General features: G+C 28.7%; 23 protein-coding genes. 11 read left to right on the top strand and 12 right to left on the bottom strand.

The window, feature by feature from the left end; all coding sequences use genetic code 11:
* Positions 1-51: 51 nt before the first annotated feature.
* The 6 genes from ACTTAW_RS04230 to ACTTAW_RS04205 form a co-directional block, all read right to left on the bottom strand.
* Positions 52-1344, bottom strand: coding sequence for an ammonium transporter (locus ACTTAW_RS04230; protein ID WP_440614682.1), 1293 nt, complete (start codon positions 1342-1344; stop codon positions 52-54).
* Between the two features lie 228 nt (positions 1345-1572).
* Positions 1573-2874, bottom strand: coding sequence for an ammonium transporter (locus ACTTAW_RS04225; RefSeq protein ID WP_440651265.1), 1302 nt, complete (start codon positions 2872-2874; stop codon positions 1573-1575).
* Between the two features lie 146 nt (positions 2875-3020).
* Positions 3021-3296, bottom strand: a complete 276-nt coding sequence (locus ACTTAW_RS04220; RefSeq protein WP_075506581.1) for an HU family DNA-binding protein — start codon at positions 3294-3296, stop codon at positions 3021-3023.
* Between the two features lie 136 nt (positions 3297-3432).
* Positions 3433-4566: a M50 family metallopeptidase gene (locus ACTTAW_RS04215; RefSeq protein WP_440651264.1), complete on the bottom strand. Its 1134-nt coding sequence runs from the start codon at positions 4564-4566 to the stop codon at positions 3433-3435.
* 45 nt (positions 4567-4611) lie between these two features.
* The gene (locus tag ACTTAW_RS04210; RefSeq protein WP_440651263.1) at positions 4612-5130 is read right to left on the bottom strand and encodes a hypothetical protein; all 519 of its coding nucleotides are present in this window, start codon (positions 5128-5130) and stop codon (positions 4612-4614) included.
* The gene (locus ACTTAW_RS04205; RefSeq protein WP_440651262.1) at positions 5114-5656 is read right to left on the bottom strand and encodes a hypothetical protein; all 543 of its coding nucleotides are present in this window, start codon (positions 5654-5656) and stop codon (positions 5114-5116) included. The genes ACTTAW_RS04210 and ACTTAW_RS04205 overlap by 17 nt, the downstream gene beginning before the upstream one ends.
* A 242-nt stretch (positions 5657-5898) precedes the next feature.
* On the opposite strand from ACTTAW_RS04205, the gene ACTTAW_RS04200 reads away from it, so the two are divergent.
* The 7 genes from ACTTAW_RS04200 (at position 5899) to ACTTAW_RS04170 (ending at position 15527) form a co-directional block, all read left to right on the top strand.
* Positions 5899-7266 (top strand): DUF2130 domain-containing protein, encoded by a 1368-nt coding sequence (locus tag ACTTAW_RS04200; protein WP_440651261.1) that lies wholly within the window; start codon positions 5899-5901, stop codon positions 7264-7266.
* Positions 7267-7391: 125 nt separating this feature from the next.
* Entirely contained in the window at positions 7392-7727 is a 336-nt protein-coding gene (locus ACTTAW_RS04195; protein WP_440651260.1) for a hypothetical protein, read from the top strand.
* Entirely contained in the window at positions 7714-8055 is a 342-nt protein-coding gene (locus ACTTAW_RS04190) for a hypothetical protein (protein WP_440651259.1), read from the top strand. The genes ACTTAW_RS04195 and ACTTAW_RS04190 overlap by 14 nt, the downstream gene beginning before the upstream one ends.
* A 15-nt stretch (positions 8056-8070) precedes the next feature.
* Positions 8071-10335 carry a DNA-directed RNA polymerase subunit alpha C-terminal domain-containing protein gene (locus ACTTAW_RS04185; RefSeq protein ID WP_440651258.1) on the top strand — a complete coding sequence of 755 codons (2265 nt, stop codon included), beginning with the start codon at positions 8071-8073 and terminating at the stop codon, positions 10333-10335.
* A complete protein-coding gene (locus ACTTAW_RS04180; RefSeq protein WP_440651257.1) occupies positions 10328-12115 on the top strand; it encodes an NERD domain-containing protein in 1788 nt (595 codons plus the stop codon). Before ACTTAW_RS04185 ends, ACTTAW_RS04180 begins: the two co-directional genes overlap by 8 nt.
* A 32-nt stretch (positions 12116-12147) precedes the next feature.
* The gene (locus tag ACTTAW_RS04175; RefSeq protein ID WP_440651256.1) at positions 12148-13770 is read left to right on the top strand and encodes a DEAD/DEAH box helicase; all 1623 of its coding nucleotides are present in this window, start codon (positions 12148-12150) and stop codon (positions 13768-13770) included.
* On the top strand, positions 13761-15527 hold the full coding sequence (locus ACTTAW_RS04170; RefSeq protein WP_440651255.1) for an ATP-binding protein: 1767 nt from the start codon (positions 13761-13763) through the stop codon (positions 15525-15527). Before ACTTAW_RS04175 ends, ACTTAW_RS04170 begins: the two co-directional genes overlap by 10 nt.
* Here ACTTAW_RS04170 and ACTTAW_RS04165 read toward each other — a convergent pair.
* The 4 genes from ACTTAW_RS04165 to ACTTAW_RS04150 are packed head-to-tail and all read right to left on the bottom strand — an operon-like array spanning position 15524 to position 21634.
* On the bottom strand, positions 15524-16504 hold the full coding sequence (locus ACTTAW_RS04165) for a phospholipase D-like domain-containing protein (protein WP_440651254.1): 981 nt from the start codon (positions 16502-16504) through the stop codon (positions 15524-15526). The genes ACTTAW_RS04170 and ACTTAW_RS04165 overlap by 4 nt on opposite strands.
* Entirely contained in the window at positions 16504-17355 is an 852-nt protein-coding gene (locus ACTTAW_RS04160) for a phosphoadenosine phosphosulfate reductase family protein (protein ID WP_440651253.1), read from the bottom strand. Before ACTTAW_RS04160 ends, ACTTAW_RS04165 begins: the two co-directional genes overlap by 1 nt.
* Complete coding sequence (locus ACTTAW_RS04155) at positions 17352-20720, bottom strand: hypothetical protein (protein WP_440651252.1); 3369 nt, start codon at positions 20718-20720, stop codon at positions 17352-17354. The genes ACTTAW_RS04160 and ACTTAW_RS04155 overlap by 4 nt, the downstream gene beginning before the upstream one ends.
* The gene (locus ACTTAW_RS04150) at positions 20717-21634 is read right to left on the bottom strand and encodes a DUF4007 family protein (protein ID WP_440651251.1); all 918 of its coding nucleotides are present in this window, start codon (positions 21632-21634) and stop codon (positions 20717-20719) included. The genes ACTTAW_RS04155 and ACTTAW_RS04150 overlap by 4 nt, the downstream gene beginning before the upstream one ends.
* Positions 21635-21781: 147 nt before the next feature.
* Here ACTTAW_RS04150 and ACTTAW_RS04145 point away from each other — a divergent pair, with 147 nt between their 5' ends.
* Genes ACTTAW_RS04145 through ACTTAW_RS04130 form a run of 4 tightly spaced genes read left to right on the top strand, consistent with a single transcriptional unit; the run spans position 21782 to position 25296 of the window.
* On the top strand, positions 21782-22909 hold the full coding sequence (locus ACTTAW_RS04145; RefSeq protein WP_440651250.1) for a cysteine desulfurase family protein: 1128 nt from the start codon (positions 21782-21784) through the stop codon (positions 22907-22909).
* Complete coding sequence (locus ACTTAW_RS04140; protein WP_440651249.1) at positions 22909-23826, top strand: phosphoribosyltransferase; 918 nt, start codon at positions 22909-22911, stop codon at positions 23824-23826. Before ACTTAW_RS04145 ends, ACTTAW_RS04140 begins: the two co-directional genes overlap by 1 nt.
* Positions 23807-24703, top strand: coding sequence for a DNA-processing protein DprA (locus ACTTAW_RS04135; RefSeq protein ID WP_440651248.1), 897 nt, complete (start codon positions 23807-23809; stop codon positions 24701-24703). Before ACTTAW_RS04140 ends, ACTTAW_RS04135 begins: the two co-directional genes overlap by 20 nt.
* A complete protein-coding gene (locus tag ACTTAW_RS04130; RefSeq protein ID WP_440651247.1) occupies positions 24700-25296 on the top strand; it encodes a hypothetical protein in 597 nt (198 codons plus the stop codon). Before ACTTAW_RS04135 ends, ACTTAW_RS04130 begins: the two co-directional genes overlap by 4 nt.
* Here ACTTAW_RS04130 and ACTTAW_RS04125 read toward each other — a convergent pair.
* The gene (locus ACTTAW_RS04125) at positions 25293-25622 is read right to left on the bottom strand and encodes a hypothetical protein (protein ID WP_440651246.1); all 330 of its coding nucleotides are present in this window, start codon (positions 25620-25622) and stop codon (positions 25293-25295) included. The genes ACTTAW_RS04130 and ACTTAW_RS04125 overlap by 4 nt on opposite strands.
* A complete protein-coding gene (locus ACTTAW_RS04120; protein ID WP_440651245.1) occupies positions 25619-25993 on the bottom strand; it encodes a hypothetical protein in 375 nt (124 codons plus the stop codon). Before ACTTAW_RS04120 ends, ACTTAW_RS04125 begins: the two co-directional genes overlap by 4 nt.

Raw genomic sequence — 25993 nt, 5'->3', positions numbered from 1 at the left:
AAGGCCCCTTATTTCTAAGGAGCCTTTAATTGTTATATATTGAGAGATATTTTAGTCTCTTATTGCGTAGGCTTTAACACCAACTTCAGCAACATCAGTTCCAAGTTTTTCAGCTTGAGAACTAATTCTAAGACCAATTGTTTGTTTTAGAACTTTAAATGTAATGTAAGAAAGTATGAAACTAAATGCACATACAGCAATTACACCTGTTAACTGAGTTCCAAAATTTGTATCTGGATTACTTAATGGCACAACTAAAGTTCCAAAGATACCAGCAAATAAATGAACAGGAATTGCACCAACCACATCATCAATTTTTTTACTTTCTAAAAACTTTGTACCAAAATACATGATGATTGATCCAACCGCTCCAATAGCGATTGCAAGTACTGGACTTGGAGTTAAAGGTTCTGCAGTAATTGCAACTAAACCTGCTAATGCTCCGTTAAGCATCATTACGATATCTGTTTTACCACCTAATAATCTTGTAACGACTGCAGCAGTAACAGTACCAGCAGCTCCTGCTAAGTGAGTGTTAACTGCAATTTTACTAATTGCATTTACATCATCAAAAGTTCCCATTGCAAGTTGACTGAAACCATTAAATCCAAACCAACCAAACCATAATAAGAAAGTTCCTAATGTAACAAGTGGTATTGAGGATGCTGCAAAAGGTACTAAAGATTTTGTTTCACCTTTTTTATTAAATCTTCCTTCTCTTGCTCCTAATAATATTACACCAGCTAGAGCAGCTGCTCCACCACAAGCATGGACTAAAGTCGAACCAGCAAAATCAGAGAAGCCTGAAGTTGCTAACCAACCTCCGCCCCACTGCCAACCCATTGAAATAGGATAAATGATACCAGCCATGATCGCTGCGAAAATAAAAAACGGCCAAATTTTAATTCTTTCTGCTACAGCACCAGATACTATTGATGCAGTTGCACAAACAAACATTGTTTGGAAAAACCAATCAGAATAATCTGAATAACCTGTTGAAAGTTCAGAAGCATCGCTCCACATTGAAAATGATCCAATAAATCCACCTTCAGGTATTCCATAAGCTAAATTATAACCACAGAAAAAAAATATTAATGAACAAATTGCAAATTTACCAATATTCTTTGCTGCAATTGTAGAAACACTTTTAGTTGTAACTAGTCCACTCTCAAGCATACAAAAACCTGCTGCCATGAATGCAACTAAAACACCACCAAGATAAAATCCTAGGGAATTGAAAATATATTGTCCTTCAGCTGACATTGTTGTTTCTGCTGAAGCTAAATTAGTGAAGCTTAAAAATATTAATAAGCTTAATGATATTTTTTTTAAATGATTAATCATTATCTCTCCTTTTTTTTGATTTTGTCGTTTTAATAAACATTAAAATTTTAAGTACTGCTGATAGATCAAAAGAGTTATGAGAAATAAGCATAAGTGTAAAAAAAAGGCCCCATTTCTGGGGCCTTTGGTTATTAACTAACTAGAGAGAGATATAAGTTAATTCTTTGTTTAGAGGCTCTTCAATGAGATAACGACATGGAGATCGAAGAGCCTCTATATTGCATGCAATTAGTCACGTATTGCGTAAGCAATTACACCTGTTTCAGTAACGTCTGTGCCTTTAGTTTCAGCTTCTTTACTTAATCTGATTCCAAACGTACCTTTCATTATTGACCATACGATGTAAGACACTGCAAACACAAAAATGTTAATTGAAAGTACACCAATTAATTGTGCACTGAACGATGCATCAGCGTTTGTTAATGGCACTGCAAGTGTTCCCCATATACCAGCAAACAAGTGAGCTGGGATTGCACCTACAACATCATCAAGTTTAAAGCTAAATAATAATTTAGTTCCAAACACTACGATTAATCCACCAACAGCTCCAATTAAAATTGCTGCAAATGGAGATGGTGCTAATGGTTCTGCAGTGATTGCTACTAGACCACCAATTGCTCCGTTTAACATTTGAATAACATCTGTTTTACCGTACATTAATCTTGTAATGATACCAGCGGCCATTACTCCACCACAAGCTGCAAGATTTGTATTGATAAAGATTGATGAGATCGCAACTGCATCATCAAAAGTACCTAATGCTAATTGTGAACCACCGTTAAATCCAAACCAACCTAACCATAGGATAAATACACCTATTGTTACTAATGGAATTGAAGATGCAGCAAAAGGTTGTAACGCTTTTGGTTGACCTTTACTGTCAAATCTTCCTGATCTAGCACCTAACAATATGATACCAGCTAATGCAGCTGCACCACCAGTTGAGTGTACTAGTGTTGAACCAGCGAAATCAGAGAAGCCTAGTTCTGCTAACCAGCCTCCACCCCACTGCCAACCCATTACGATTGGATAAATAACTCCAGCTAATAAAGCTGCAAATAAGAAGAACGGCCATAACTTGATTCTTTCAGCCATAGCACCTGAACAAATTGAAACTGTTGTTGCACAGAATACCATTTGGAAAAACCAGTCTGAACCATCTGAATAACCAGTTTCAATTGCACTTGCATCTGACCATGGTGTAAATGATCCAATGTATCCGCCTTCTGGAATACCATAAGCTAAGTTGTAACCAACTAGCCAAAACATAATTCCAGCAATTGCATACAAACCAATGTTCTTTGCACAAATTACTGAAACACTTCTTGAAGTTACCATTCCAGATTCTAACATTGCAAAACCTGCTGCCATGAACATGACAAGGAAACCACAAATTAAAAATAGTAGAGTGTTAAATATAAACCCCACTTCAGCAGAAACAGTTGTCTCTGCCATACCTGCACTACTCATGTTTAGTAAAAATACCAAACTTAGTAATGGTGCAGATATTCTCTTTATTATTTTAGTCATAAGACCTCCACTTGTTAAAGTGATGGTTTATAAATTTAAAAAAATTAAAAACTAACGCTGATTAAGAAAATTGGGTATGCAGTTTTTGCATATAGTAACAGCCCTAAACGTTTTTTTTCAATCGTTTAGGGCTGTTAGGAAGAATATTATCTATTGAATACTTCTTTTAAAGCTTTCGCTGGTAAGAATTTTACCTTCTGAGAAGCAGCGATTTGAATCTGCTCACCAGTTCTTGGGTTTCTTCCAACTCTAGCTTTTCTTTTAGCTACTTTGTACGTACCAAATCCAGCGATTTTCACTGAATCATCACCTTTTAGTGCATCTAAAATAGTGTTGGTAATTGTATCAAAAGTTCGCTCAGCGTCTGCTTTGCTCAAGTTTAATGAGCCAGAAAGCTTTGCTACTAGTTGTTTTTTGTTCATTTTAGCTCCGGTTTTGTTGGTTAATATTCATACTTGTCATAAACGTTGATAAATCAAGCTTTTTTTTAGTAGCTCAATATTTAGACCATACAATATATTGTATGGTTAAATAAGCCTTATTTTATAGGGTTTTTTGTTAGTTTAAAAAACGGGCTAAAAAGTTACTTAAATCGTTAAAAACAGTAAAGATCATTAAAGCAGCAATTACTGACATTCCGATTCGGAAAGTATAATCAAGGGTTTTTCGATTAAATTCTTTACCTCTTATAGCTTCAACAGTGTTTAGTGCTATGTGTCCACCATCTAATAAAGGTATTGGAAATAAGTTAAATAAACCAAGGCTAATAGAAATATAAGAAATAATCATGATAAATGGGAGTATTCCCATCTTTGCAACATCGCCAGATACTTGAGCTATTTTTATTGGGCCACCTAATTGTCGTAAATCTCCATAACCTTTACCCCATAATTTTTGCAAATAACCCCAAGCCATCTCTAAAGTCTTTTGACTTACAAAAACAATTTCTTTTATAGCATGATATGCAGCTTTAGTTGGTCCTAATTTAACGTGATTAATATCGTTATTGTTTGGACCAATCATGATCCCTACCATTCTTTTTTCAAAAGGGTTTCCAAATTGATCAACACTCTCTACTAAATTAGGTTTTACTTTTATTGTGTATTCTTGATCATTTCTTAGAACAACAAAATCAATAAAGTCATCCGTTGAAAGAGTAATAAACTTAGATACATCCATTAAACTCTCAACTTTATTTCCATCAATATTAAGTAAAATATCATTTTGCTTTAAACCATAAACTTCAGCAGGGCTTTCTCTTTTGACTTCAGCAATTAAAGCTGGTGTCATATCTTTACCAAAAAACATAAAGACACTCACAAATATAAAAAATGCTAAAATGAAGTTTGCTAAAGGTCCGCCAAAGGCAATTAAGTTTCTTTGATATAAAGGTTTAAAAGCTAATAGTTTTTTTTGTTCTTCTTCATTATATTTTTTCCTTAGCTCTTCTCTATTAAAGTCACTAAAAATATTATGATCTCCAAAAAATTTTACATAGCCACCAAATGGTATTGCTGAAAATTTCCACCTTGTTCCATTTTTATCAGTGTATCCAAATAATTCTTTTCCAAAACCAACTGAAAATGCAGTAACACCTACACCATATTTTCTTGCAAAATAGTAATGTCCATATTCGTGAACAAACACCACTATGGTAAGCAATATTAAAAATGGAATTATATAACTAAGCATACCTTTATATTTTAAGTTAATATTAAACTAATCACAACCTCACAATCACCAATAATACTGATACTTTTTGTCTTTGCTTTTAAATTTTTCTGAGCGAATACTGACATAATTTCCTTGTTCATAAGCATTACACCAATAAATGTATTTTCGTTCACGATTATAAGCAGTTCTATTCCGTTCTATTCTCTCCTTTTCTTTTTGCTCTTTTAATTTCTGTTCTTTTAAAGCTTGTTCTTTTTGTTTTCTTACATTTAGCTCTTGTTCTAATTGTTTATCTAGTTCCTCAGGACTTAATTTAGATTGAGGAGGTACATACGCATTAACTGGAGCTACAACTACTTTTTGCTTCATATATTTTTTCGGAAGTTTCCTATTAATCATTGAATAATAAATTTCAGGTTTATTATTTAATAAATATTGTTTGTTTGCTCTTAAGAAATTTTCTGTTTCTTTTTTCAATAACCGCATGAAGTAATGATGATTTGGGTTCGTTTTTCCAAGATTAGAATTTCTCCACTTGCAGGTATAATTATTAAAATGATCTCTCTTATTTCTCCAGGTCATGTCTACCCTCCTGCATCATTTTTAAAATATCTAATTGTCTGTAATATTTATTAATCAATTTATCTTCAATTGTATTTAGCTTTAAAATGGCACTTCCGTATTTACAATCTCTTGCAAAAGCTAAACCCTTTAAATTGATAGATCTATCTGAAGACTGAACTAATTCTTGATCTTTAAATTCAATTTTCTCAGCCATTTTTTGCTTATACTCATCAAGTTCATGATGGAGTATTTCCTGATTATAAATACCAGCCTCAATTCCACCTATTCTTCTAAGTCTAAAACCTACATCAATGATTTTAAACACTACTTGTTCTTCTAAAATCCCTTCTGGTTTTAAAGCTTCAATCATATGATCTCGGTATTTCTCAAATTCATTTAGGTCTTCACCGATCACTAATTGCTTAGCAGTTAGACCATGTTTTAATGAATTTTTAGATGAGTTTATTTTCCCTAAATCTGTTTTAGGTCCTTTAGAAAATAATGCATTTTTTCTATTAGCATTAATTTGTTTGATAGTTGCCATAAGGCCTCCTTTATATAATTTATAGGATTGTCCTATAAAAGTTTGTTTTTTGATTTTTTAAGGCTCACCTAAAAAGGCATTATTTAAGGCCGCATAGCATTTGCTAAGAAAATACTAATTATCATAAAAATATAATAAAAAAACTGAACATTTATAGAACGCGACAATTTCTTTTATGATAAGTTAGGTATTAAATATGAAAGATTGTTACGAGTATAATCAATTAAAATTAATTTATAAAAATGAGCAAAATATTTAAAATTGAGTGTCCAAAATGTGGAGAAGAATTTGATGCAGGTTCAGCATTTAATTCTCATATAGAAAACGCAAAAAAACAACAAGAAACAGAGATTAGAGAAGAAGCTGAAAAAAAATTTAAATCTCAGTTAGAACTTAAAAATAAAGAGATAGATAAAACAAAAAAAGAAGCAGAAAAAAAAGCACAACAAGAAGCAGAGAAAAAGTTCAAAGATCAATTGCAATCTAAAGAACAAGAAATTGCTAAAACAAAAAAAGAAGCTGAAAAGAAAGCTCAGTTGGAAGCTGAAAAAAAATTAAAATCTAAGATTGAAGAAAAAGATAAAGAAATTGAAAAAACTAAAAAAGATGCAGAAATAAAAGCACAACAGAAAGCTGAAAAAATTTTAAAAACTAAATTGGAAGAAAAAGATAAAGAATTAAAAGAAGCTAAGAAATCTGCAGAAAAATTTGCCCAAGAACAAGTTGAAAAAAAATTTGCAATAGAATTAGCAGCCAAAAATGAAGAGATAGAAAAAAATAAAAAAGCTAAAGAAATTACAGAACAAAGACTTACAAAAAGAATTGAAGACCTAAACAAGATGGTCAATCAGAGAAATGTTGAGCTACAAGGTGAAATTCAAGAAGAACGTCTACAAGATTACCTTCAAAAAATTTTTCCTGAAGACGATATTGATGAAGTTAGTAAAGGAGCAAAAGGAGGTGATTGTATACAAACTATAAATTACAAAGATAAATCTAATATTGCTCAAATATATTTTGAAAGTAAGGATACAAAATCATTTAATGAGGGTTGGCCTGATAAGTTATTAAAAGATATGCAGGATAAAGGTATATCAAATGGTATTATCGTTTGTTCTCCAAGTTGTATGCCAACTGACTTTAATAGACAAAAATCATATGTTGAAAGACATGGAAATGTAATAACAATAATTCCTTTTGTTAAACCTATCATTCATGCAGTTGTAAATAGAATACGATCTATTCTAATCCTTAAAAGTCGAGAAAATAAGGAACATGAAATTCCACTTGTTATGAAAAAACTTTTTGAAGTTCTTAATAGTCCAAGCTTTATATTGCCAGTAAAAGTTATGGTATCTGAAATTAAAAATATGAAAGAGCAATTAGAAAAAGATAAAACTTCCTTTTTACTTTCATTATCAAAAAAAGAAAAAACTATAGATAATATCAAAGATAGTTTAACTGATATGATGTTGCCATTAATAAATACAGATAAAAATCTTTTCCCAGAAAATATTTTAATTCCTCAAGAAAAAGTAAAAAAAATAAAAAATGAAATAAAAAATGTAGGTGAGGAAAACAGTAAACCTTGGATGAAAAATTTTAAATAATTACTTAAATATCCTGGAAGTTAATATCTTTAGTTATATTCATTCCAAAACATAATCTTACCATATTTAATTATTATATTAAGAATTGTTAATCTTTTTAAGAAATAAAAAACTCAATTACATTTATGGAAAAAAATAATCTACCGGAAGGTTGGAAATACGAAGTATTTGATAAAAATGAAAACCCAATAGCAAAATACTATTCAGCGCTAACAGATTATGGAGATATGATTAAATTTTCTGACATCACTCATCCGAAAACAAGTAATATCTTTGCTGAATTCGATGACTACGTAAATATCAAAAAGGAAGACTTAAACAGAATTACATTTGAACAAATATTATTATATTTAAAAAATGTAGTACCAAAAGAAGGTCAAACTAAGAAAGATTTTTTAATTAAATTTTTAGATCAAAGACATATACAATATGATGAAGGACTTTGGGATGAAGCAATTTAATATGGTTGATTGCAATCTAGAAAAAAGCACAGATTTAAAAATCTTAAATGTGAATTCTAATTATATCAGTACGTTAATTGTTACTGAGAAATCTTATGTCTATGCCGAAAAATATTATAAAGATGCTCAATTGCAGTCTTGTCTTACGTTTGAAATATTTAAAAAACAAAATTTAGCTAATATTAATTATAATTTTATTAAATATCTGATTTTTTCAAATCTAGTTGAAAATCATGGGTTTGATGAACTAGAATTTTCAAAAACATTGAGAAAAAATAGAATTTACTTTCACAAATGGTTTGAAAAAGATGGTACGATAAAAACCTAAATTAAGTTTATTTCGATGAGTAATTTAGAAGACATAAATATCCTTACAGAATGGGATCTCACCACAAGAACACATAATGCATTAAAGGATAACGGTATTTCAAAGTTAAGCGAATTATTAGAATGGCCTGAAAAAAAATTTCTTACAATTCCAGGTTTTGGTAAAAAAGGTTTGGAAGAAATTAAAAATCATCTAGATCGTTATAATTTAAAATTAGGTTCTGATTTTCAATTAATAGAAAATGAAAACAAACAACCTATAAAAGTAGATGAAATTAAAAGTTTAAATATTAAAAAAGAAAAATTAGACTTAGATATTTTAAGTATAAATATTTTAGAAGATTGGCCTTTATCAGCTAGAACATTTAATGCTTTAAAAAGTGAAAATATTTATCTTTTAGGCGATCTTATATCTCAAGAAGAAAAATATCTTCTAAAACTAAGAAACTTTGGAAAAAAATCTTTAAGTGAAATAACAGACTTATTCCAAAAGTATAAAATAGACAAAAGCTACCTATATGAAAATTTTAATTTAAATGAGTGGCTTGAACACAAAGAAACAGTAAATAAAGTAAAAAAGAACGAAAATTTAAATATAGAAAATATTAGCGTTAAATCTTTATTAAAAGATTATAATAAATTTCAACAAGAATATTTTCAAAAAAAAATTAAAATTAATTTTGACTCAACCAATGCAGAAACAGAAAACTTAATTATTAATGATTTAGAAAAAATATTATCTAACTTAAAAGATAAAATGGTTTTCTTGTTCAAGGGTAGATATGGTTACAACGAAAAATACAAAACCCTTGAAGAAATTGGATCTGAGCTTGATGTTACTAGAGAAAGAATTAGACAAATTGAATCAAAACTTAATACTGCTTTGCCAAAATTATCCTCAATCGAAATTCCCTCTTTAGTAAAATTCTTAAATAAATTTGATTACATAAGCTTCCATAAGATATTTCCTAATTTAAATAAAAAATTTTCAAAAACAGCATTAGGAGTAAAAGACACTGAAAATAATAAACTTACAGATTTTATTGAAAATTACTGCGGTGTAGATCAAAATTATTTTAGAACACCTGAGCGGGAACTTTGGAACTTTAATAGTTTAAAACTAACACAAATATTTAAACTAATTGAGTCTGGAATAAGCTTAGGAGAATTTACCGAGATAATTAAAGATTACTACGGTTATAAAGATTTTGTAGCAAGATCAGCTATAGATTTTATGGAAAAAAATAAATTGATATTGCTTAAAGAAAACAAAGTTTTTGCACTAAAGATGACTAAAAACGTTGAGGTTGTTCATATTCTGAACTCATATCCTGAGGGATTGCATTGGAAAAAAATTGCTGAAATTGGAAATCAATCTTACACAAATAATAAATGGGATTTAGACAGAGTTGTTGGCGACCATTCATTAAACATGATCTCGAACAATGATATATATTTGATTGATAGAGGCAGCTATAAACTTTTAAAATATTGTCCTGAACTTTATAGAAAAAACAAAATTATTAATGCGTTTGTTGAATATTTAAAAAAAATACAAAAAGATCAAGTAGCAATGGAAATTGCTTTCAATGAAATAATCCAAAACGACGAATTCAAAAATTTAAATTTTTATGATGCTAGAGCAATTATTAAAAATTTTGGTGCAGAATATGGTATATATCATAAAGGGGTATCCGGGACGAACACGTTGGGTTTTAACAAAGATTTAAAAACCATATCTTTAAAAGATAAGATTAAAGAAATTATAGACAATAATGGCTCGGAAATTCATTTTGATGAAATTAAAAAAAAGTTGCTTAAGACAGATGAAGATCTGCCTTTAGAAACCCATTTAAACGATCTGATAAACAATTTGTATGTATTTAGAATAAGCCCAGGGACTTACTTAAATTATAATGATGCAATCAATCTATGCGATAAAAATAAAGTTTTTGATGTAATAAATGAATTATTAAATCAATATGAATTTTTGACTATTGGTTTTGTAAGGGAAAAAATAAATAATACCTTAGAATACAATTTATCTTCTTTTTATTATGCTTCTCTAATAAAAATTTTGGCTGAAGAACAAGATTGGTTTATTTCAAAAAATAATTTTAGTAAAAAAAATAAAGATGAAATAAATTTAGACAAACTCGTATTTGAAGAATTTTCAAAACAACTTAGTATTGATGAAAACTATAAGATATTTTCACAAAAAGTTGGTATTTTAAAATCAAATTATATTAAAATACTTTCTCAAATTAATAACAATGGCTAAAATTTTTCCTTCAATTTTTCCTTATAATCTAGATGATCCTGAGATGCTTAAACTTGGGATACAAACAGAGTATGAAGTTTATAATAAGCTTAAAAAATTCTCTGATGAATTTGAAATTTTTTGTGGACCTAAATTTTTAAAAAAGAATATTCATGGTGACATGAGAGATGGTGAATATGCTGATTTTATTATTATTCATAAAAATAAAGGGATTTTATTTCTAGAATGTAAAGGTGGTAACATTTCATATAATCCTAATGAGGTAAGGTGGTATCAAAATAAAAAACAATTAAAAAAAAGTCCAATTAAGCAAGCTAATGATGGCAAACTTAATTTAATAAATTTTCTTAAATCTCCAAAATATAGAGAAGAAATTAATATAGATGCAATTCCAACAATTCATGGTGCTATTTTTCCAAACACACCAAAACCTGATAATTTACATTTAGGAGCAGATATTAAGCCTGAAATGATAATTTGGGCTCAAGATTATGATGAATTCGAAAAAAGTATAATTAATCTTTTAGATATCAATCAATCCACAAAAGATATCACTGAGGATGAAAAAAGATTAGTTCAAAGGATTTTATATGGTGATCGATTAGACAATCCGTTTAAAGAAATTTTAAAACATGGTGAACATATGCAAGAAATTGAATTCGATGAAGATCAGAGAATGCTTTATAATTTTATGTTCAGCAACAAAAGACTCATTATAAGAGGCTTGGCTGGTACAGGTAAAACTATTCTTGCAGCTAAGAAGGCAACTGAGGAAAGTAATAATGAAAAAAAAGTTTTAGTTTTAACTAAAACTGTTGGAGTTGGAAGATTTCTTTCTTTGTTAACAAGATCAAAACAGTTTAAAAGAAATTTTTTAGAAATTAGTTCAATTGATGGATTTGTTTCAAATTTAGCTAGACGATTAAAAATGGATATTAGTAATCCTCAAAAACTTGAAGATGATGAGAAAAGAAAGCATTTCGATGAGTATCTTCCAAATCTTTGTAAAAAAATTTTTGAAGAAAATGTAGATAAAAAGTTTGATGTATTAATAGTTGATGAGGGTCAGGATTTTCATAAAAATTGGTATGAAGTTTTAAAACAAATGGTCAAAGATGATGGACATATGTTTCTTTTTTATGACCCTCTTCAAAAACAAATATCAAATAGTATGGCAGAAACTTTAAATGAAAACAAAGACAACTATCCTTATTTTAATTTAACAGCTAATTACAGAAACAGTTCCTCAATTACTAATTTTTTATCTAAACTTATTAATAAATTTTACAGTGATGTGAATGCTAGTTACTCAAAATTTAGTAAGTTTGATGGAAAAAAACCTGAGTTTATTGTTGCTGATACCTTTGATGAAATTGTCGATAAATCCAAAAATAAAGTTTTAAGATTAATTAGTGAAGAAAAATTTAATGGTAGTGATATTGCTATTTTGAGTGATTTGTCTATGAAACCTGCAAATTATAATTCCAAAAATTCATTAAGAGCAAACTTGGAAGAAAATGACTTAGAAGTGATTTCTGCAAGAGAATATGCAATGCCCTATATAAGAGAAGGATATGAAAATAAAATTACTTTCGACTCTATAAAAAGGTTTAAAGGATTGGAAAAACCTATCATTATTCTGGTAAATTTAGATAATAATTTAGATAATGAAGATAAAATGAGAGATATTTATTCAGGTTTATCTAGGGCTCGAGGGCACTTAATTATTGTTTCAAACCAACAATCAATTAGTTATTTAAGAGATCTTTATAAGAATTAAAATTTAAATGATATTTTAAAGAAAAAAAATAAATGGAAATTAAAGATTTATTACTAAGGTTAGGCACTGAAAATCTAATAAAATTTATTGATGGAGATCTCTTTAAAATTTTACATGTAAGAAATAAGTCTATTATCAAACAGAAGAATTTTACAGAGACAATTTTAAAATTAAATTCTGAAAAAAAAATACTAAGTAACACTGAACATAGAAATATACTTCTTAATTCTCTAAAAGAAAATGAAGCTATAATAATTGGAAAGTTATTCAATTTAAAGGGACATGATATATGGAAAAAATTAATAGAAATAGATTTTAAAAAGAAAAAGAATTTAGATTTATTATTCAATGTATTTAACATAAAAAATAATGAAAATTCTGAAGTCAAAGACAACTCTGATAAAGAAAATCCAATTATAATTGAACCTAACTATCCTTTATTTGATCATCAAATTGAAGTTCTTCAAAATGTAAAAAAATTTTTTAACACTTCGATAAAGAAAACATTGCTTCATATGCCTACAGGGGCTGGTAAAACCAGAACAGCAATTAACTTGGTGTCTGAAGAATTAAAAAATAAACCAAAAAATCTAATTATTTGGCTAGCTCATACTGAAGAGCTATGTCAACAAGCTCATGATGAATTTTCTAAAGCTTGGGAAATCATAGGAAATAGAAAAATTAAGTCATACAAATTATTCAAAAATTTTAGATATGATTTGAATGATATCAATTCTGGTTTTGTCGTATTGAGTTTAGATTATGCTTATTCATTAACTAAAACAAAACAAAGTCTTTTTTTTTCACTGGCAAGAAAGTGTAACTTTGTAGTTATGGATGAAGCACATATGTCAGTTGCGCCTTCATATCAACAAGTACTTGAAATTTTAGTGAACAAAGAAACTTGCTTGTTAGGTTTAACAGCTACACCTGGTAGAGCAGAAATTATAAGTAATGAAAATATTAAGTTAGCAAAATTTTATAATAAACAGAAAGTTACATTAAATATAAAGGGTTACAAAACACCTATAGATTTTCTTCAAGATAAAAATTATTTGGCAACAGTTGAAAGAGAGCAGCTAGAAGTATCAACTAATATAAGAAAAATATTTTCAAAGAAAGAAATTTCAAAAGAATTAAAAAGAATTCAATCGGGTATGGATTTTAGCAATGAATTTGTAAAAAAACTTTCTACAAATGAAACAAGAACCAACATGATTATAGAAAAAGCAATAATAGAAAGTAAAGAAATCAATAACAAGATTATAATTTTTGCAGGGTCTATAGATACAGCAAAAAATATTGATTTAGTTTTAAAAATGGAAAATATAAATTGTTCATTAGTCACTGGTGAAACTAATTTATACGAAAGAAGAAATAGTATTGAAAAATTTAAAGATACAAAAAGTGGAATGAATATAATAATTAATTATGGAGTATTAACTACAGGTTTTGATGCGCCTAAAGCAAACGTTGCGATAATTGGCCGTCCAACACAATCAGTTACTTTATATAGTCAAATGGTTGGTCGAGTAATGAGAGGGAAAAAAGCTGGTGGAAAAAAAACCTGTAAAGTAGTAACAGTAAAGGATCCAATTAAAGGATTTCGAGACATGAGCGAAAGTTTTACATATTGGGAGGAATTATGGCAATAAATGAAGATAATTATAAAGTTTTTTCTGCAGAACACTCAACAAATTCACTTACAAAAACTGGTTTTAAGAGTACTCATTACGCAATAGGTGAGCTAATTGATAATAGTATTCAATCTGCTTTAGAAGATAAGAAAAATAACAAATGTAATATTGAAATAATTGCCATTGATAAAGATGATAAATTATCAAAAGTAATAATAATTGATGATGCAGGTGGGATGAGTCCTGAGATTTTAAGACAATCTTTAGGAGTTGGAAAAGGTAATGCTACTGAAGAAAATGAAAAAAATAGAAAGGGACTAGGTAAAACATCAAAATTTGGACTCGGTCTAAAACAAGCCTCTCTATCGCAATGTAAAAGATTTGAAGTTTATTCGTGGCAATCTAATAAAACTTTTATGAGCTACCTTGATACTGAATTAATGAGAACTGGAAAACTAGAAGTTGTTCCAAAACCTGAAGCAATTGATGTACCTAAAGAAATTTTAAAAATAACCAAAATCAAAAAATCTGATGCAGGCACATGTGTAATTTGGAATGATATGTTAATAAAACAATTAACATGGAAAACTTCTTTCGGGCTCTTAAGAAATGCTGAAATTGAATTTGGGAGAATGTATAGGCATTTAATTGCTGAAGGAAATGCAAAAATTATTATTTCTTCTTATGACGAAATTTCTAAAGGAGTCTACAAAGAAAAGAGTTCAAAAGAGGTTAGAAAAAATGACCCTCTGTTTTTAATGAAAAATTGCGTTGTTAGAGACCACTGGAAAAATGAAAGTCAATTTGATTATGTAGATAAAGATATTTTTACAGCAAATAATGGATCTGAAATAAAGATTATATACTCTGTAGCCAATAAAAAATTTAGAGAAGCTGCAGCAGGATCCAGAAACGTGTTAAATTCTCTATGTGGTAAGAATTCTGGAGTTAGTGTTTTAAGAAATGGTAGAGAATTAGAATTGAATCGTAGTTTTTTAAATCAAGATCCAAGAGATAGATTCATTGGAGTGGAAATTTGGTTTGACGGAACGCTAGATGATCTTATGGGTGTTGATGGAAAAAAACAATCAGCAACTAATTTTTATAAAAGAGATATTGAAGAATTAGCTCAAGATGCTGAAAAAGATGAAATTGAATATTTAAATTCTATAGAAAACGAGAGTACAGATGAGAATTTATTAATTCAAATTTCAACATCAATTACAAAACGAATGAATGCCCTTTTAAAACAAGTAAGAACTTATAGAAAAGGCACTCAAAATAAGCCGGGCGGTTCAGGATCTGCTGAAACACAAGGGACAGATGTTGTAAACAACCCAGATACAGAAACTGAAGGTGATAAAGAATGGAAAGCAAAATCTGATGCTGAAAAATTAAGAATTATTAAAGAACAATTAGAAAAAGCAGGTGATGAAAATGCTGACGAAAGTGCAAACGAAATTGTAGGAAAAAAACTTAGATTTCACTTTACAGATGTAAACTTAATGCCACAAATACTTTTTGATATTGAACTGAAGGCAGGAATTTACAATATTAAATTAAATAAAGATCATCCTGCTTTTTTAAGTTTTTTTAAACTTTTAGACGATCTCTCTGAAGAAGATAATGAGGAAGATTCTCCACTTAAGGGTCTTAAACTATTATTAGAGTCATGGGCTAGACTTGAGGATGAGGCCTCAGATAATTTAAAAGAACAACTTCAAGAGATTAGATTTAAATGGGGACTATTAGCTCGAAAATTTTTCAAAAACTAATCTTTTAATTTAATTATTTCAGAATAATTAGGTCTATTGTATTGAATATTTTTAGGTTTAAAATATTTAATGTAACTGTAGAGGTTGCTTTGCAATTGTTTTACATCTTTTCTATAAGGTTTAGGATCATCAACTAAGTTGTCATGTATTACAGATGACAATCTTCCAAAATAAATCTCTTTGTTATCCTCAGATTCGAGTTTTTTAATTAGCCAATTAAATAACTTAGATTGAAAAAAACTTTCTTTTAAATTTTTTTCAAATTTTGATTTTTCAATATTTACTAAACCAAACAATTCTAAATCATGCGTAACATTGTTTTCTTTTTTTTCAGTATTATTTATTAAATATTCAACATCACACCATGGAAAATTATTAACCCACAGTTTGTCAAATTTTTCTTTAAAAGTTTCCTCAATAGAGCTTGGAAAATTTGGAATTTTTGGTTTTTCTATATTTGGAAGGTTTTTTTGCCATTCTTCGAGTTCTTTTATAATGCTTTCATTAACGTTAACCGCATCCTCAATTAATTGATTTATAATTTTTAAATCATCCTTAAGTGGTTTAACTTTGATTCCAAGTTCCTCATTAGAAATTGGGGGAACTAAACTCATGCCTCTTCCAGTTAAGTTTGGACTACCTATAAATAAAACATCATCATCTATCAGCATTACTTTAGCATGAAGGTCTTGAAGAACTTTAAACATCCAACCATTTTCTTTAGCTAATGAATAACATTCCAAGTCTGATGAACCTTGCGCCAAATCTCCACTATTCCATCTTGTGACAATTGTACATTTTACATTTTTATTTATTATTTTTTTTTTAAGCCAATGTACTCCTACTGATTTAACATATGCTGACAAAATAATTACTGATTTTTGAGATTTTTCTAAAGCACTTCCAAGTAAATTTCGAAAAGTTTCAGTATTTAACAAACTACTTCTCTCTGTGCTAAACGGAAAGTCGTTACTCATTATTTATGACAAATTAAGCATGAAGATGAAACATCATCAAGAGCTAGATTTTCTTCAACATTAATGTCTTCATCTTTCAAAAAAGGATTATTTTGCATTTGTTTATCTTTTTTTAATTTTAATTTTTCTAATTGTTTTTTATGTTGTTCTTTAACTTTGGCTATAACCTCAGGTTTTTCAAGCTCAGTTAAAGGCATATCTTTAATCCAAGTAAATGCTGAAGCGCTATCTGTTGCTTGTTTTTCAAGACTTTTAGCATGCTCCCAAGCTTTTGGATGGTTCTCTTTAAGACCAATCCACTCCGATCTTTTTTGAAAAAAACAAAAAGTACATCCAGATCTAGATCGCCATTTGTAATAATCAGGCAAACCTAAACCAGATGATTCTAATATTTCTATTACACCTTCTTTATCTATACAGTCTTCAATAAAAGGAAACTTAGCTTTAATTAAATCATTTGTTGGTTTGTATCCAACACGTCCCCTTTCATCATATCTTATTCCAACGTAGGTTATAATTTCTTGTCCTTCATCAAGGGCTGGTTTTAACCAAGTCTCCATTGATTTTAATTTCATCTCAATCGTGCACCAACGTGCAGTCTGTGATGGAAGAAAATTGTTATATTTTTTTAAATAGTAATCAAAGGTGTTTCTAGGGTTTATATAGTGAATAGGTTTATCTAATCTTGTTTTTAATTTATTTAAAAAATCATAAGTTTCTTCTAGCTCATAACCCGTATCAGTAAAAAAATATTCTATATCAAGATCAGGATATTTATTATTCATGTGAACTGCTAAAGCAGCACTATCTTTTCCTCCGCTTAATCCAAGGATATGTTTTGTTTTGCTCATGCTAATTTTTCATCTTTAGAGTTAGAAAATTTCATTATTTTTCTAAGAACTTTTAATACCACTTCACCCTTTTCTGTTTCTGATAAATTTTGATCCTCGATTAATTTTAAAACATCTTGTGAAACTTTTTCAACTGATTGACTTTTATCATTTTTGAATTCATAAAATTTTGAAGAACGCTCTGGACTTTTTCCATCAAAGATTGCTATATCAATAATTTTTGTATCACTGTGATCTTCTCTTAAAGTATACAATCTGTATGACATTATAAAATGTCGAACCATTTCTTCAATTGCAAGTCCTGCTTCATTATAATCTGTATCTGTCCATTCATTTGCAGGTTTGCTTGCTGCATAAGAAATAACTTGTTCTAACCACTTATCATCATCAAGTTCATTTATCTTGGCAGAAAAAGGATCTTTCTTATTTATTTTCTTTGCCCATGATTTAATTGTTTCAAAATCAATATCTGAAATATTAGGATCAGATTGAAATACTTTTATGATTTTAGATTTAAAGTCTTTTATTAAGTTTTCATAAACTTTATTTAGTTGAGAATAAACTTTGTCAAATTCTTTAATTAATTTTTTAGGATCCTCAGTCCCACAAATTTCTGGAATTTTTTTGTAAAGAAGTTCATAAGGGTTTTGAGTTGATAGTAATTCGTCTCTTAAAACTAATACCCTCTTATCTTTAAAGTTCCTGGTCTTTCTTGCATAATTTGGAAGTTTATATGCTTTAACTACAATCGGTTTTAAAACATTTAGTGGAGATGGATTTTCAATTTGCTTATTATTTAAAAAGCTCTTCTCTACATAAGATTTAAACTCATTTAGAATAACTTGTTTTTCACCTTCAATTTTAACAAACATTAGTTTTAATGTTTCAGGTAAATGATAAAGCCTTTCAGATATTCTTTGGTCAAACTCTGTTATTAAGCTTTCTCTTCCTTGCTCATCTTTATTATAAAAAGCACATGATGCTTCACTAGATTTAAAGAATACGGCTAATAATACTGGCAAAATACCAGCTTTTATCCCATATGGCTGTTTAACAAAGTGAGTATAAATATCAGAAACGTTTATGGCTTCTTTTGATTTCTTAATCATACTTAAGAAATCTTCATACATTTTCTTTAAATTAGTATTTTTTGTTTTCTGCATAGTGATCTCATGCTCATCACCATTTTTAATATGAAGATTATTTGATTTAATGATTGATAAGTAAATACCAAACTCTGCAGGATGACCTTCCATGCCTAAGTTTTTCAAATGAGCTTTATTGAACATTAGAGTAATTAGATTTGAAGCACCACTCATAGCCATGCTACTTAACTTCTCTCTTACAACAAGCTCATTATGTATAACAGGTGTTGAATGAAATACTCTGTCGCAAACACTAGATGCGATTGAAGATAAATTATTTTCTTTTAATTGCTCTTTGTTAAAAGTCCAAGATGCACTTTCAAAGTTTAGATAAAGTGAATTGAATAATAAATTTTGATAAGCATTTAATCTACCTTTCAGTTCTTTCTTGGCAATTGAATCTCCTTCTATTGCTGTAACTGTTGATCTAACTCTTTTTAGAGCTGCAATTTCTAAGGCATAATTAAAAAATTCACTGAAATTTTTTGAAGATCCAATGATAACAGGTTTTGGAAATTTAATTTGTGATAACTCAACTAATTTTTCTTCAAAATCTTTTTCACTATCAGCTTTTGTTCTGCATAAAAATATAAATGCACCAGCGCTTGCTGCTGATAAATCTAATCTTACGATTTCTTCTACTGTTTTCTTGACATTAGTTAAAACTAAACAAAATCTTTGAAATATTCTTTGAGTTCCTGTTTCGTGGAAATGTTTTTTAGCTACAATTGGTTGTAACTGAGGAAGCTGAGATAAAATAATCTCATAATCATCTTTAATCTTTGATTTATTTAATTCAGTAACTTCGTCAAGATCAATGTCAGATCCTGAGAATAATGCATAAGCATCTTTGAATTTTCTAAAGACAATTATTTTTTTATTTTCTAAATCTTTTAAAATTTTATTTAATTTATTTTGAGAAAGATCTAGTGCATAGCTTAATATTTCTTTTGAAGGAAATAACGAAATATTTTTTCCAAATAAATCAATCATAGAAATACATTTCGTAACTTTAATTACATCTTTGTCATCTAACGACTCTGCTCTTCTAATTGAATCTGCTGCCTCTGACCACGCTTGACCTATGTTTGAAACTAAAATACTTGGTTCTAAGTTAACTTGTAAGTAATCAAATAATTTATCTAAAGTATAAATTTCTTTTTTATTTTCTTGGTGCTGTAAAAAATACAAAAATCCATTTGGTTCTCCAGAATTTAAAAAACTAAAAATACTTCTTTCGTTTTGTCCAAACCTTTGTCGTGAAATTGGATTAAGCAATAATGTTGCCAATGGATGAATTGGATTACATTTACCAAGCACCTCGCCATATGATTTATTTGCCTTACCACTAATTGACTTAATGATGTTGTTAGATAACTTAATAAAATTTTTATCTTGTTTTTTTTGTTTGATTGCCTTTGCAATAAGATGAGCTGTTTCTTCTGTGTTGATTGAAAATGGAATATCTTCAAATCTACCTTGTATTTTTTGCCAATCTTCTTGTACTGATCTACCTAAACTTAATGCATATTCCTCAAAAGGTTGGTGTAAAATACCAATAAAAATGGGTTCGCCTTCTTTATTTAGTCTTGAATTAGAGAAATTTTCAGCAATTTCCTGAAACAGATTTAGATCAGAGCCAACACTTGATGCATAATCTAAAAATTTACCCATCTCATCAACAATCAAGATCAATCCATGATCTTTTTTATTTAGCTCTTTGATTAAATTATTTAGGCTTTTGACAACTCCAGCAACAGTCTTCTTGGTTTTGGTTTTTAATGAAGTAGGAATACCTTTTGTTATCCATTGATCTTTAATTGTTTCATCAATTTGTTCTGCAATACTTTCAATTGGGTCTTTTTTTGATCCTATTACATTTAGTGTAAACCATTTCTTTTTATTTAAAAAAACTCTTGCAAACAAATGCTTGTTATTAAAATTTGCAATTTGTTCAGCTTGTTTTTTAATAGATGCATCTTTTGAAATCAGTGCTTTTAAAAACAATGCTAATGAAGATTTTCCAGTTCCATAAGGACCAGTTAAAGTAAAACCTGATTGATTTGAATTTAATAGAGAACTTGAAATTTGATTTAAAACTTTCTTACTCGTATCGTGAAAAACAAAATTATCTAAAAATTCTTTAGAAATTTTATTATCAATTCTAGCTGATCTTTGAAAACTAGTATTAATATTTACTGATGAGAATAAATCTGTCATGCAACCTTCTTATAACAATTCTTTAACAATTGATTTTCTGAAATTTCTTTTACTTTTGTAATTTGTCTTAGTCCTCCTGCACCTCTGCTAAATACAAAGTTTTTCCCGTCTGTTTCTAATTTTTCTAGATATTTTTCCATAGATTTTTCATCTAATTGGAAAACTTTTCCTGGTGAGCCATAATCATACATAAGTTTTTCAAAAGTAATAATTTGATTTGTTTGATTAGACCAATAGTCATTTAGAGCATATTCAAAAATTTTATCGCTTAATGTAAGTTTTGGGCCTCTTTGAATTTCATATTCTCCTTTTGTATAAGTTGGAACAATTAACCCCAATTCAGCTAAAGGACATTCGATACTATCTTCAGTAAACTCTCCTTTTTTATTTGAAAAAGTGTAAGTTCTTGCAAAACAATCTACGTCTCTTTTAATTGTATTAGCGCTTATTCCTTTCCATTTAGAAAACTTTCCAATGGACACTAATTCATTTGCTAATTTTTCTTTATTAATAATTATCGATGGATGATAATTAAAAATATAATACCAAGTAGTAAGCAAAGGATCACTTGCTAGCATCCAATGCAAAAGCCATAAAGTTTCAGATTTTTCTAAATAAGGGTCAAATGATTTTGTTTTTGAAAATATCATTTTCCCAAAATCAGTTAACTTAAAATCTTTATTACAAATCTTTGTTGCAATACTCCAATGTCGTATTGATTTAACCATATTTAAACCGACACCGAAGTCAGCGATGGTATTTAATTTATTTTGTTCAAACTCTTTTATTTTTTTGACATTGCCATCTTCTAAATAATGCACAAGTTTAGTAAGCCACGCATATCTGAAAGGAAACGTATCATGTCCTGAGAATTTCGGTTTGTATTTGTTGTTTCCTAAAGGTCCTCTAAGCATATAAAATTGGTGGATTCGTTGATAGATCTACCAATTTGTAATATATACTTAATAAGTAAGAGTTTAATGTCAAAAACGTGTTTATTAACAGGGCTTTTAACGTATAGTAAGCAAGTAGAACAAAGGTAAAACAGAATCAGAAGCTAAATGAGCAACAAAATCTATCTAGATTATCAAGCAACAACACCTGTTGATGAAAGGATTTTAGATAAAATGATCCCTTATTTCTCAGAGAATTTCGGTAACCCTCATTCAAACAATCACGAGTTCGGTAGATCTGCTAACACTGCTGTCGATGAAGCAAGAACTAATATTGCAAATTTAATCAATGCTGAAACAAGTGAAGTAATTTTTACATCAGGTGCAACTGAAAGTAATAATTTAGCTATTAAAAGTATCGCTAAAAACTATTTTGAAAAAGATTGTCAGATAATAACAGTTAAGACAGAACATAAATGTGTTTTAGAAAGTTGTCATGAACTAGAACAAGATGGATTTAAAGTTACTTATCTTGATGTCAATGAAGATGGTATCATTAAAATTTCTGATTTAGAAAACCTATTAAAAGAAAAGCAAGCATTAGTTTCAATTATGCATGCAAATAATGAAATAGGTGTTTTACAACCAATTAAAGAGATAGGTGAACTTTGTAAAAAATATAATTCTATTTTTCACAGTGATATTGCTCAATCAATAGGAACGCAAAAAATTGATGTTGTTGAAATGAATATTGATGCTTGTTCAATTTCAGCGCATAAAATTTATGGTCCAAAAGGTATTGGTGCTCTGTATATATCGAATAATATCAAAAATACTTTAAGACCTCTTATGAGTGGTGGAGGACAAGAAATGAATTTAAGAAGTGGGACATTGTCCCCTGCTTTGTGTGTTGGTTTAGGAGAGGCTTGTAAAGATTTAACAGACAATAGAGAAAAATATACGAAACACTTTGAAGAAATAAAATCTATATTAGTTTCAGAATTAAATAACTCTAACCTTGATTATGTAATTAATGGAAATACTGATCGAAGAATTCCAAATAATTTAAATATAGCAATCAAAGGAAAGGTTGCTGAACAATTGTTTAACTTTATGCCTCACATTGCGTTATCAAGCGGTTCAGCTTGTACATCTGGTACAATAGAAAGATCTCATGTTTTATCTGCTATAAAATTAGATGATGCTAGAATTGATGGATCATTTAGAATTAGTGCTGGAAGAAATACAACTATGGACGAGATTAAAACTTTAGTTGAAAATTTATCAAAATTATAATGAGTTATGTAATGCTAATTTGTCCTTCATGTAATAGTAAGCACGAAGTTTCAAATTACTACATTAAAGAAAATAACATTACATCACTTGAAGACTTAGCGAAACAACTCTGTACTTGTCTAAATATTATAGAAGTTTCTGAAATAACAGAGCCAACTGATCAAGAGTTACTCGAAAACACTATTTTTAATGACAAAGCCTTTAAACAATTAAATAAAAAAACGAATTTGAGAGGAAATCTGATTGTCTATTCAGTCTATAACTATATCCCAATGAACAGACTAAATTTTAACTATTTAAAAGAGTTTCACTCGGCAGTCCTAGATATTGAAAGTATTTTTAGCAATAAATGGAATAAAAAAGAATTATTATTAAAATTCAAATGTCAGAAGGATTTAAGATCATCAAGGTATTGGGAAGATAAATTCAAGTTCGTACCAGGCCATAATGAAGATCACGACAATAGTTATATTATTATGAGAGCTTTAAAGAATAGAGATAAAAAATATATAAACTTTTTATCAAAAGCGCTAAACACAATTTTAAAAAAACAAAAAATAACAATATGCAGAATACCTTCTTCAAAGGTTTCTAAACCAAATGGTTGTGAGGATCTTATTGGAGAACTTTGTAAAATTAACCCTGAATTTGAAAATGCAAGCCAATCAATTAAAAGAACTCAGGATATTATTCCTGCACACCTAGGAGGTTACAGAGATGAGGAATTGCATAAAAAATCATCTTCGATTTCTGATTTAGAACTCTTCAATAATAAAGACGTATTACTAATTGATGATATTATTACTACAGGTAAATCAGCTATAGCTTACTCAGAATTAATTAAAGAAAAAACAAACCCAAAATCATTAAATTTATTAATATTCGGCAAAACTACTGATGACAACATTAAACATTAACACTTTAATTTTAACTCTTTCTAAAATTAAAAATTTTGGAAGAAAGAAAATATTTAAATCTATCTCATTAATTGAAAACCTTAATACTTTACCTCTAAATGAAGCTTACAAAGCTTTAGAAATAGATACCAAAATTTCAGAAAAAGAATTCTTATCTAATTACAAAATAAGCAAGGAAGATTTAAAAAAAATTAATAATGGTAAAGTTGAAGTAATTAATATTTTTGAAAATGATAAATTTAATTTTTTTAAAAATAAAATGTTTTTAAATAATAATTTTGAACAGTCAGAATTTCCAAATCAATTATTTCTAATAAATAAGACTAATTTAAATCTAAATAATAAAAAAATATTCACAGTAATTGGAACCAGAAACAATTCTAAAGAGTCAAAAGAAATAACAGAAAAAATTGTAAATTATCTTGTTAAAAAACAAATTATAATTGCTAGTGGTTTAGCGAAAGGAATAGATACTATCGCACACCAAAAGGTTGCTAATTTGAATGGTATTGGAATTGCTATTTTAGGAAATGGTTTAGACTCAATTTATCCTGCAGAGAATAGAGATTTAGCAAAAAAAATTTTAACTAACGGTATTTTATTATCTGAATATCCTTTTGGCGTTAAAGCAGAGGGATTTAGATTGGTCGAAAGAGATAGAATTCAAGCAATGATGGCAAGTGATGTAGTTTTAATAGAGAGTAAAATTGACGGTGGTAGTATGCATGCCATAAAATGGGCAAGAAAATTAAATAAAAGAGTATGGTGTTTTGACATAAATGCTTCAGGAAATATTGATACTATTAAAAATGGTGCAATAAAGTTCTCAAACCTTGAAGAATTTATAAGTAGTTATAACAATGAAATAAAACAATGAAACATTACGTAAACTTAATATCAAATATAGCTCATTCAACTTATTCTAAATCATACACAGTAATTTATGATCAATTTAACGAGGCGATTAAAGTGCCTCAAAAATGGGTTGAAGATATAAAACACGTTGAGTTCAATGAATTACTTGCAAGTTCTATTGGTCCACTAGCATTATTTTTTAGTTGGAAAAAAAGACACAAAGAAGAATTTTCTGAAATAGCATCTGGTGTTTTAGCTTCTAGTTTTGTTCATGGCGATCCAATTGGAACGATAACTTCTATTGTAGTTCTTGCTTATCGATATAATCAATCAACTAATAAACAAGAGATGCGAAATCTTAAATGGGGTATTATTAAAGGAGGAGCTAGTGTAAGTGCATTTGCTTTGACAGTTAAAGCAATGGGAGTTTCATTGATTAGTTTTTTAGTAGGTTTATGTATTGCTGCTGTTGTGAGAAAGACTGTTTCTACTCTAAGATTTTTTGAATATTTAAAATTTATTAGATCTCTTAAAGTTAAAATACCAAAATTGAAAAAGAAGATATCTAGACGAGATTTTATATCACTAAAATTATTTGAATTTAAGAACGCTTAAAATTGAATACTTGACCCAAACAAAGTGTTTAGTTCTTTGATTAGATCTTTAAACTTTCTAGGAAAACTTTCATACCCAGAACAATAAATTGCCCTACCCTTTTTATCTCTTAACTTTAACTTCCAATCTCTACTACAAGTTAAAGGTTGATATTTTGGTGTCCAATAAGGATATTTTTTATTCCACTTCCAAACACCCATCTCTTCAACTTTTTTCCAAAAATGATTTAATTTACTATCATTAATTTTTGATGAATTTTCATCTAAACAGAAACCAAATTGACCCCCATACCAAATAACATTAAGTTCAATTACTTCTTTCTTCATATTTCATATTTTTTGTCTTGAATTTCTGAACCAAAGAGATTGTTCAATTCTTTAATGAAGTCATTGTAGTTATCTGGATATTTCATGTGTCCGTAGAAATTTCTAATCTTGCCTTCTCTATTTCTTAATTTTAATTCCCATTCATGACCATCTAAAATTCCTTCCATTATATATTTGCTTTTCCATTTCCAAACTTGCAATTCGTTCATTTTATCCCAAAAATGTAAAATTTTATGTTCCTTTAAATCAACCACTTCTTCAAAACCATCAAATATTTTACCCTTATTATTCTCTAACAACTCAACACTGACTCCAGGATCCATTGAACAGCTTGAGTAATAAATAATTTCTTTTTTGTTTTGTTCAGTCAT

The sequence above is a fragment of the Candidatus Pelagibacter sp. HIMB1495 genome, from assembly GCF_052047955.1.
GTDB lineage: Bacteria > Pseudomonadota > Alphaproteobacteria > Pelagibacterales > Pelagibacteraceae > Pelagibacter.
This window is presented reverse-complemented; position numbering and strand designations above follow the sequence as displayed.

Coding starts and splice junctions, on each gene's coding strand:
- ACTTAW_RS04230 (WP_440614682.1), bottom strand. CDS start 1,344: ATGATTAATCATTTAAAAAAAATATCATTAAGCTTATTAATATTTTTA.
- ACTTAW_RS04225 (WP_440651265.1), bottom strand. CDS start 2,874: ATGACTAAAATAATAAAGAGAATATCTGCACCATTACTAAGTTTGGTA.
- ACTTAW_RS04220 (WP_075506581.1), bottom strand. CDS start 3,296: ATGAACAAAAAACAACTAGTAGCAAAGCTTTCTGGCTCATTAAACTTG.
- ACTTAW_RS04215 (WP_440651264.1), bottom strand. CDS start 4,566: ATGCTTAGTTATATAATTCCATTTTTAATATTGCTTACCATAGTGGTG.
- ACTTAW_RS04210 (WP_440651263.1), bottom strand. CDS start 5,130: ATGACCTGGAGAAATAAGAGAGATCATTTTAATAATTATACCTGCAAG.
- ACTTAW_RS04205 (WP_440651262.1), bottom strand. CDS start 5,656: ATGGCAACTATCAAACAAATTAATGCTAATAGAAAAAATGCATTATTT.
- ACTTAW_RS04200 (WP_440651261.1), top strand. CDS start 5,899: ATGAGCAAAATATTTAAAATTGAGTGTCCAAAATGTGGAGAAGAATTT.
- ACTTAW_RS04195 (WP_440651260.1), top strand. CDS start 7,392: ATGGAAAAAAATAATCTACCGGAAGGTTGGAAATACGAAGTATTTGAT.
- ACTTAW_RS04190 (WP_440651259.1), top strand. CDS start 7,714: ATGAAGCAATTTAATATGGTTGATTGCAATCTAGAAAAAAGCACAGAT.
- ACTTAW_RS04185 (WP_440651258.1), top strand. CDS start 8,071: ATGAGTAATTTAGAAGACATAAATATCCTTACAGAATGGGATCTCACC.
- ACTTAW_RS04180 (WP_440651257.1), top strand. CDS start 10,328: ATGGCTAAAATTTTTCCTTCAATTTTTCCTTATAATCTAGATGATCCT.
- ACTTAW_RS04175 (WP_440651256.1), top strand. CDS start 12,148: ATGGAAATTAAAGATTTATTACTAAGGTTAGGCACTGAAAATCTAATA.
- ACTTAW_RS04170 (WP_440651255.1), top strand. CDS start 13,761: ATGGCAATAAATGAAGATAATTATAAAGTTTTTTCTGCAGAACACTCA.
- ACTTAW_RS04165 (WP_440651254.1), bottom strand. CDS start 16,504: ATGAGTAACGACTTTCCGTTTAGCACAGAGAGAAGTAGTTTGTTAAAT.
- ACTTAW_RS04160 (WP_440651253.1), bottom strand. CDS start 17,355: ATGAGCAAAACAAAACATATCCTTGGATTAAGCGGAGGAAAAGATAGT.
- ACTTAW_RS04155 (WP_440651252.1), bottom strand. CDS start 20,720: ATGACAGATTTATTCTCATCAGTAAATATTAATACTAGTTTTCAAAGA.
- ACTTAW_RS04150 (WP_440651251.1), bottom strand. CDS start 21,634: ATGCTTAGAGGACCTTTAGGAAACAACAAATACAAACCGAAATTCTCA.
- ACTTAW_RS04145 (WP_440651250.1), top strand. CDS start 21,782: ATGAGCAACAAAATCTATCTAGATTATCAAGCAACAACACCTGTTGAT.
- ACTTAW_RS04140 (WP_440651249.1), top strand. CDS start 22,909: ATGAGTTATGTAATGCTAATTTGTCCTTCATGTAATAGTAAGCACGAA.
- ACTTAW_RS04135 (WP_440651248.1), top strand. CDS start 23,807: ATGACAACATTAAACATTAACACTTTAATTTTAACTCTTTCTAAAATT.
- ACTTAW_RS04130 (WP_440651247.1), top strand. CDS start 24,700: ATGAAACATTACGTAAACTTAATATCAAATATAGCTCATTCAACTTAT.
- ACTTAW_RS04125 (WP_440651246.1), bottom strand. CDS start 25,622: ATGAAGAAAGAAGTAATTGAACTTAATGTTATTTGGTATGGGGGTCAA.
- ACTTAW_RS04120 (WP_440651245.1), bottom strand. CDS start 25,993: ATGACTGAACAAAACAAAAAAGAAATTATTTATTACTCAAGCTGTTCA.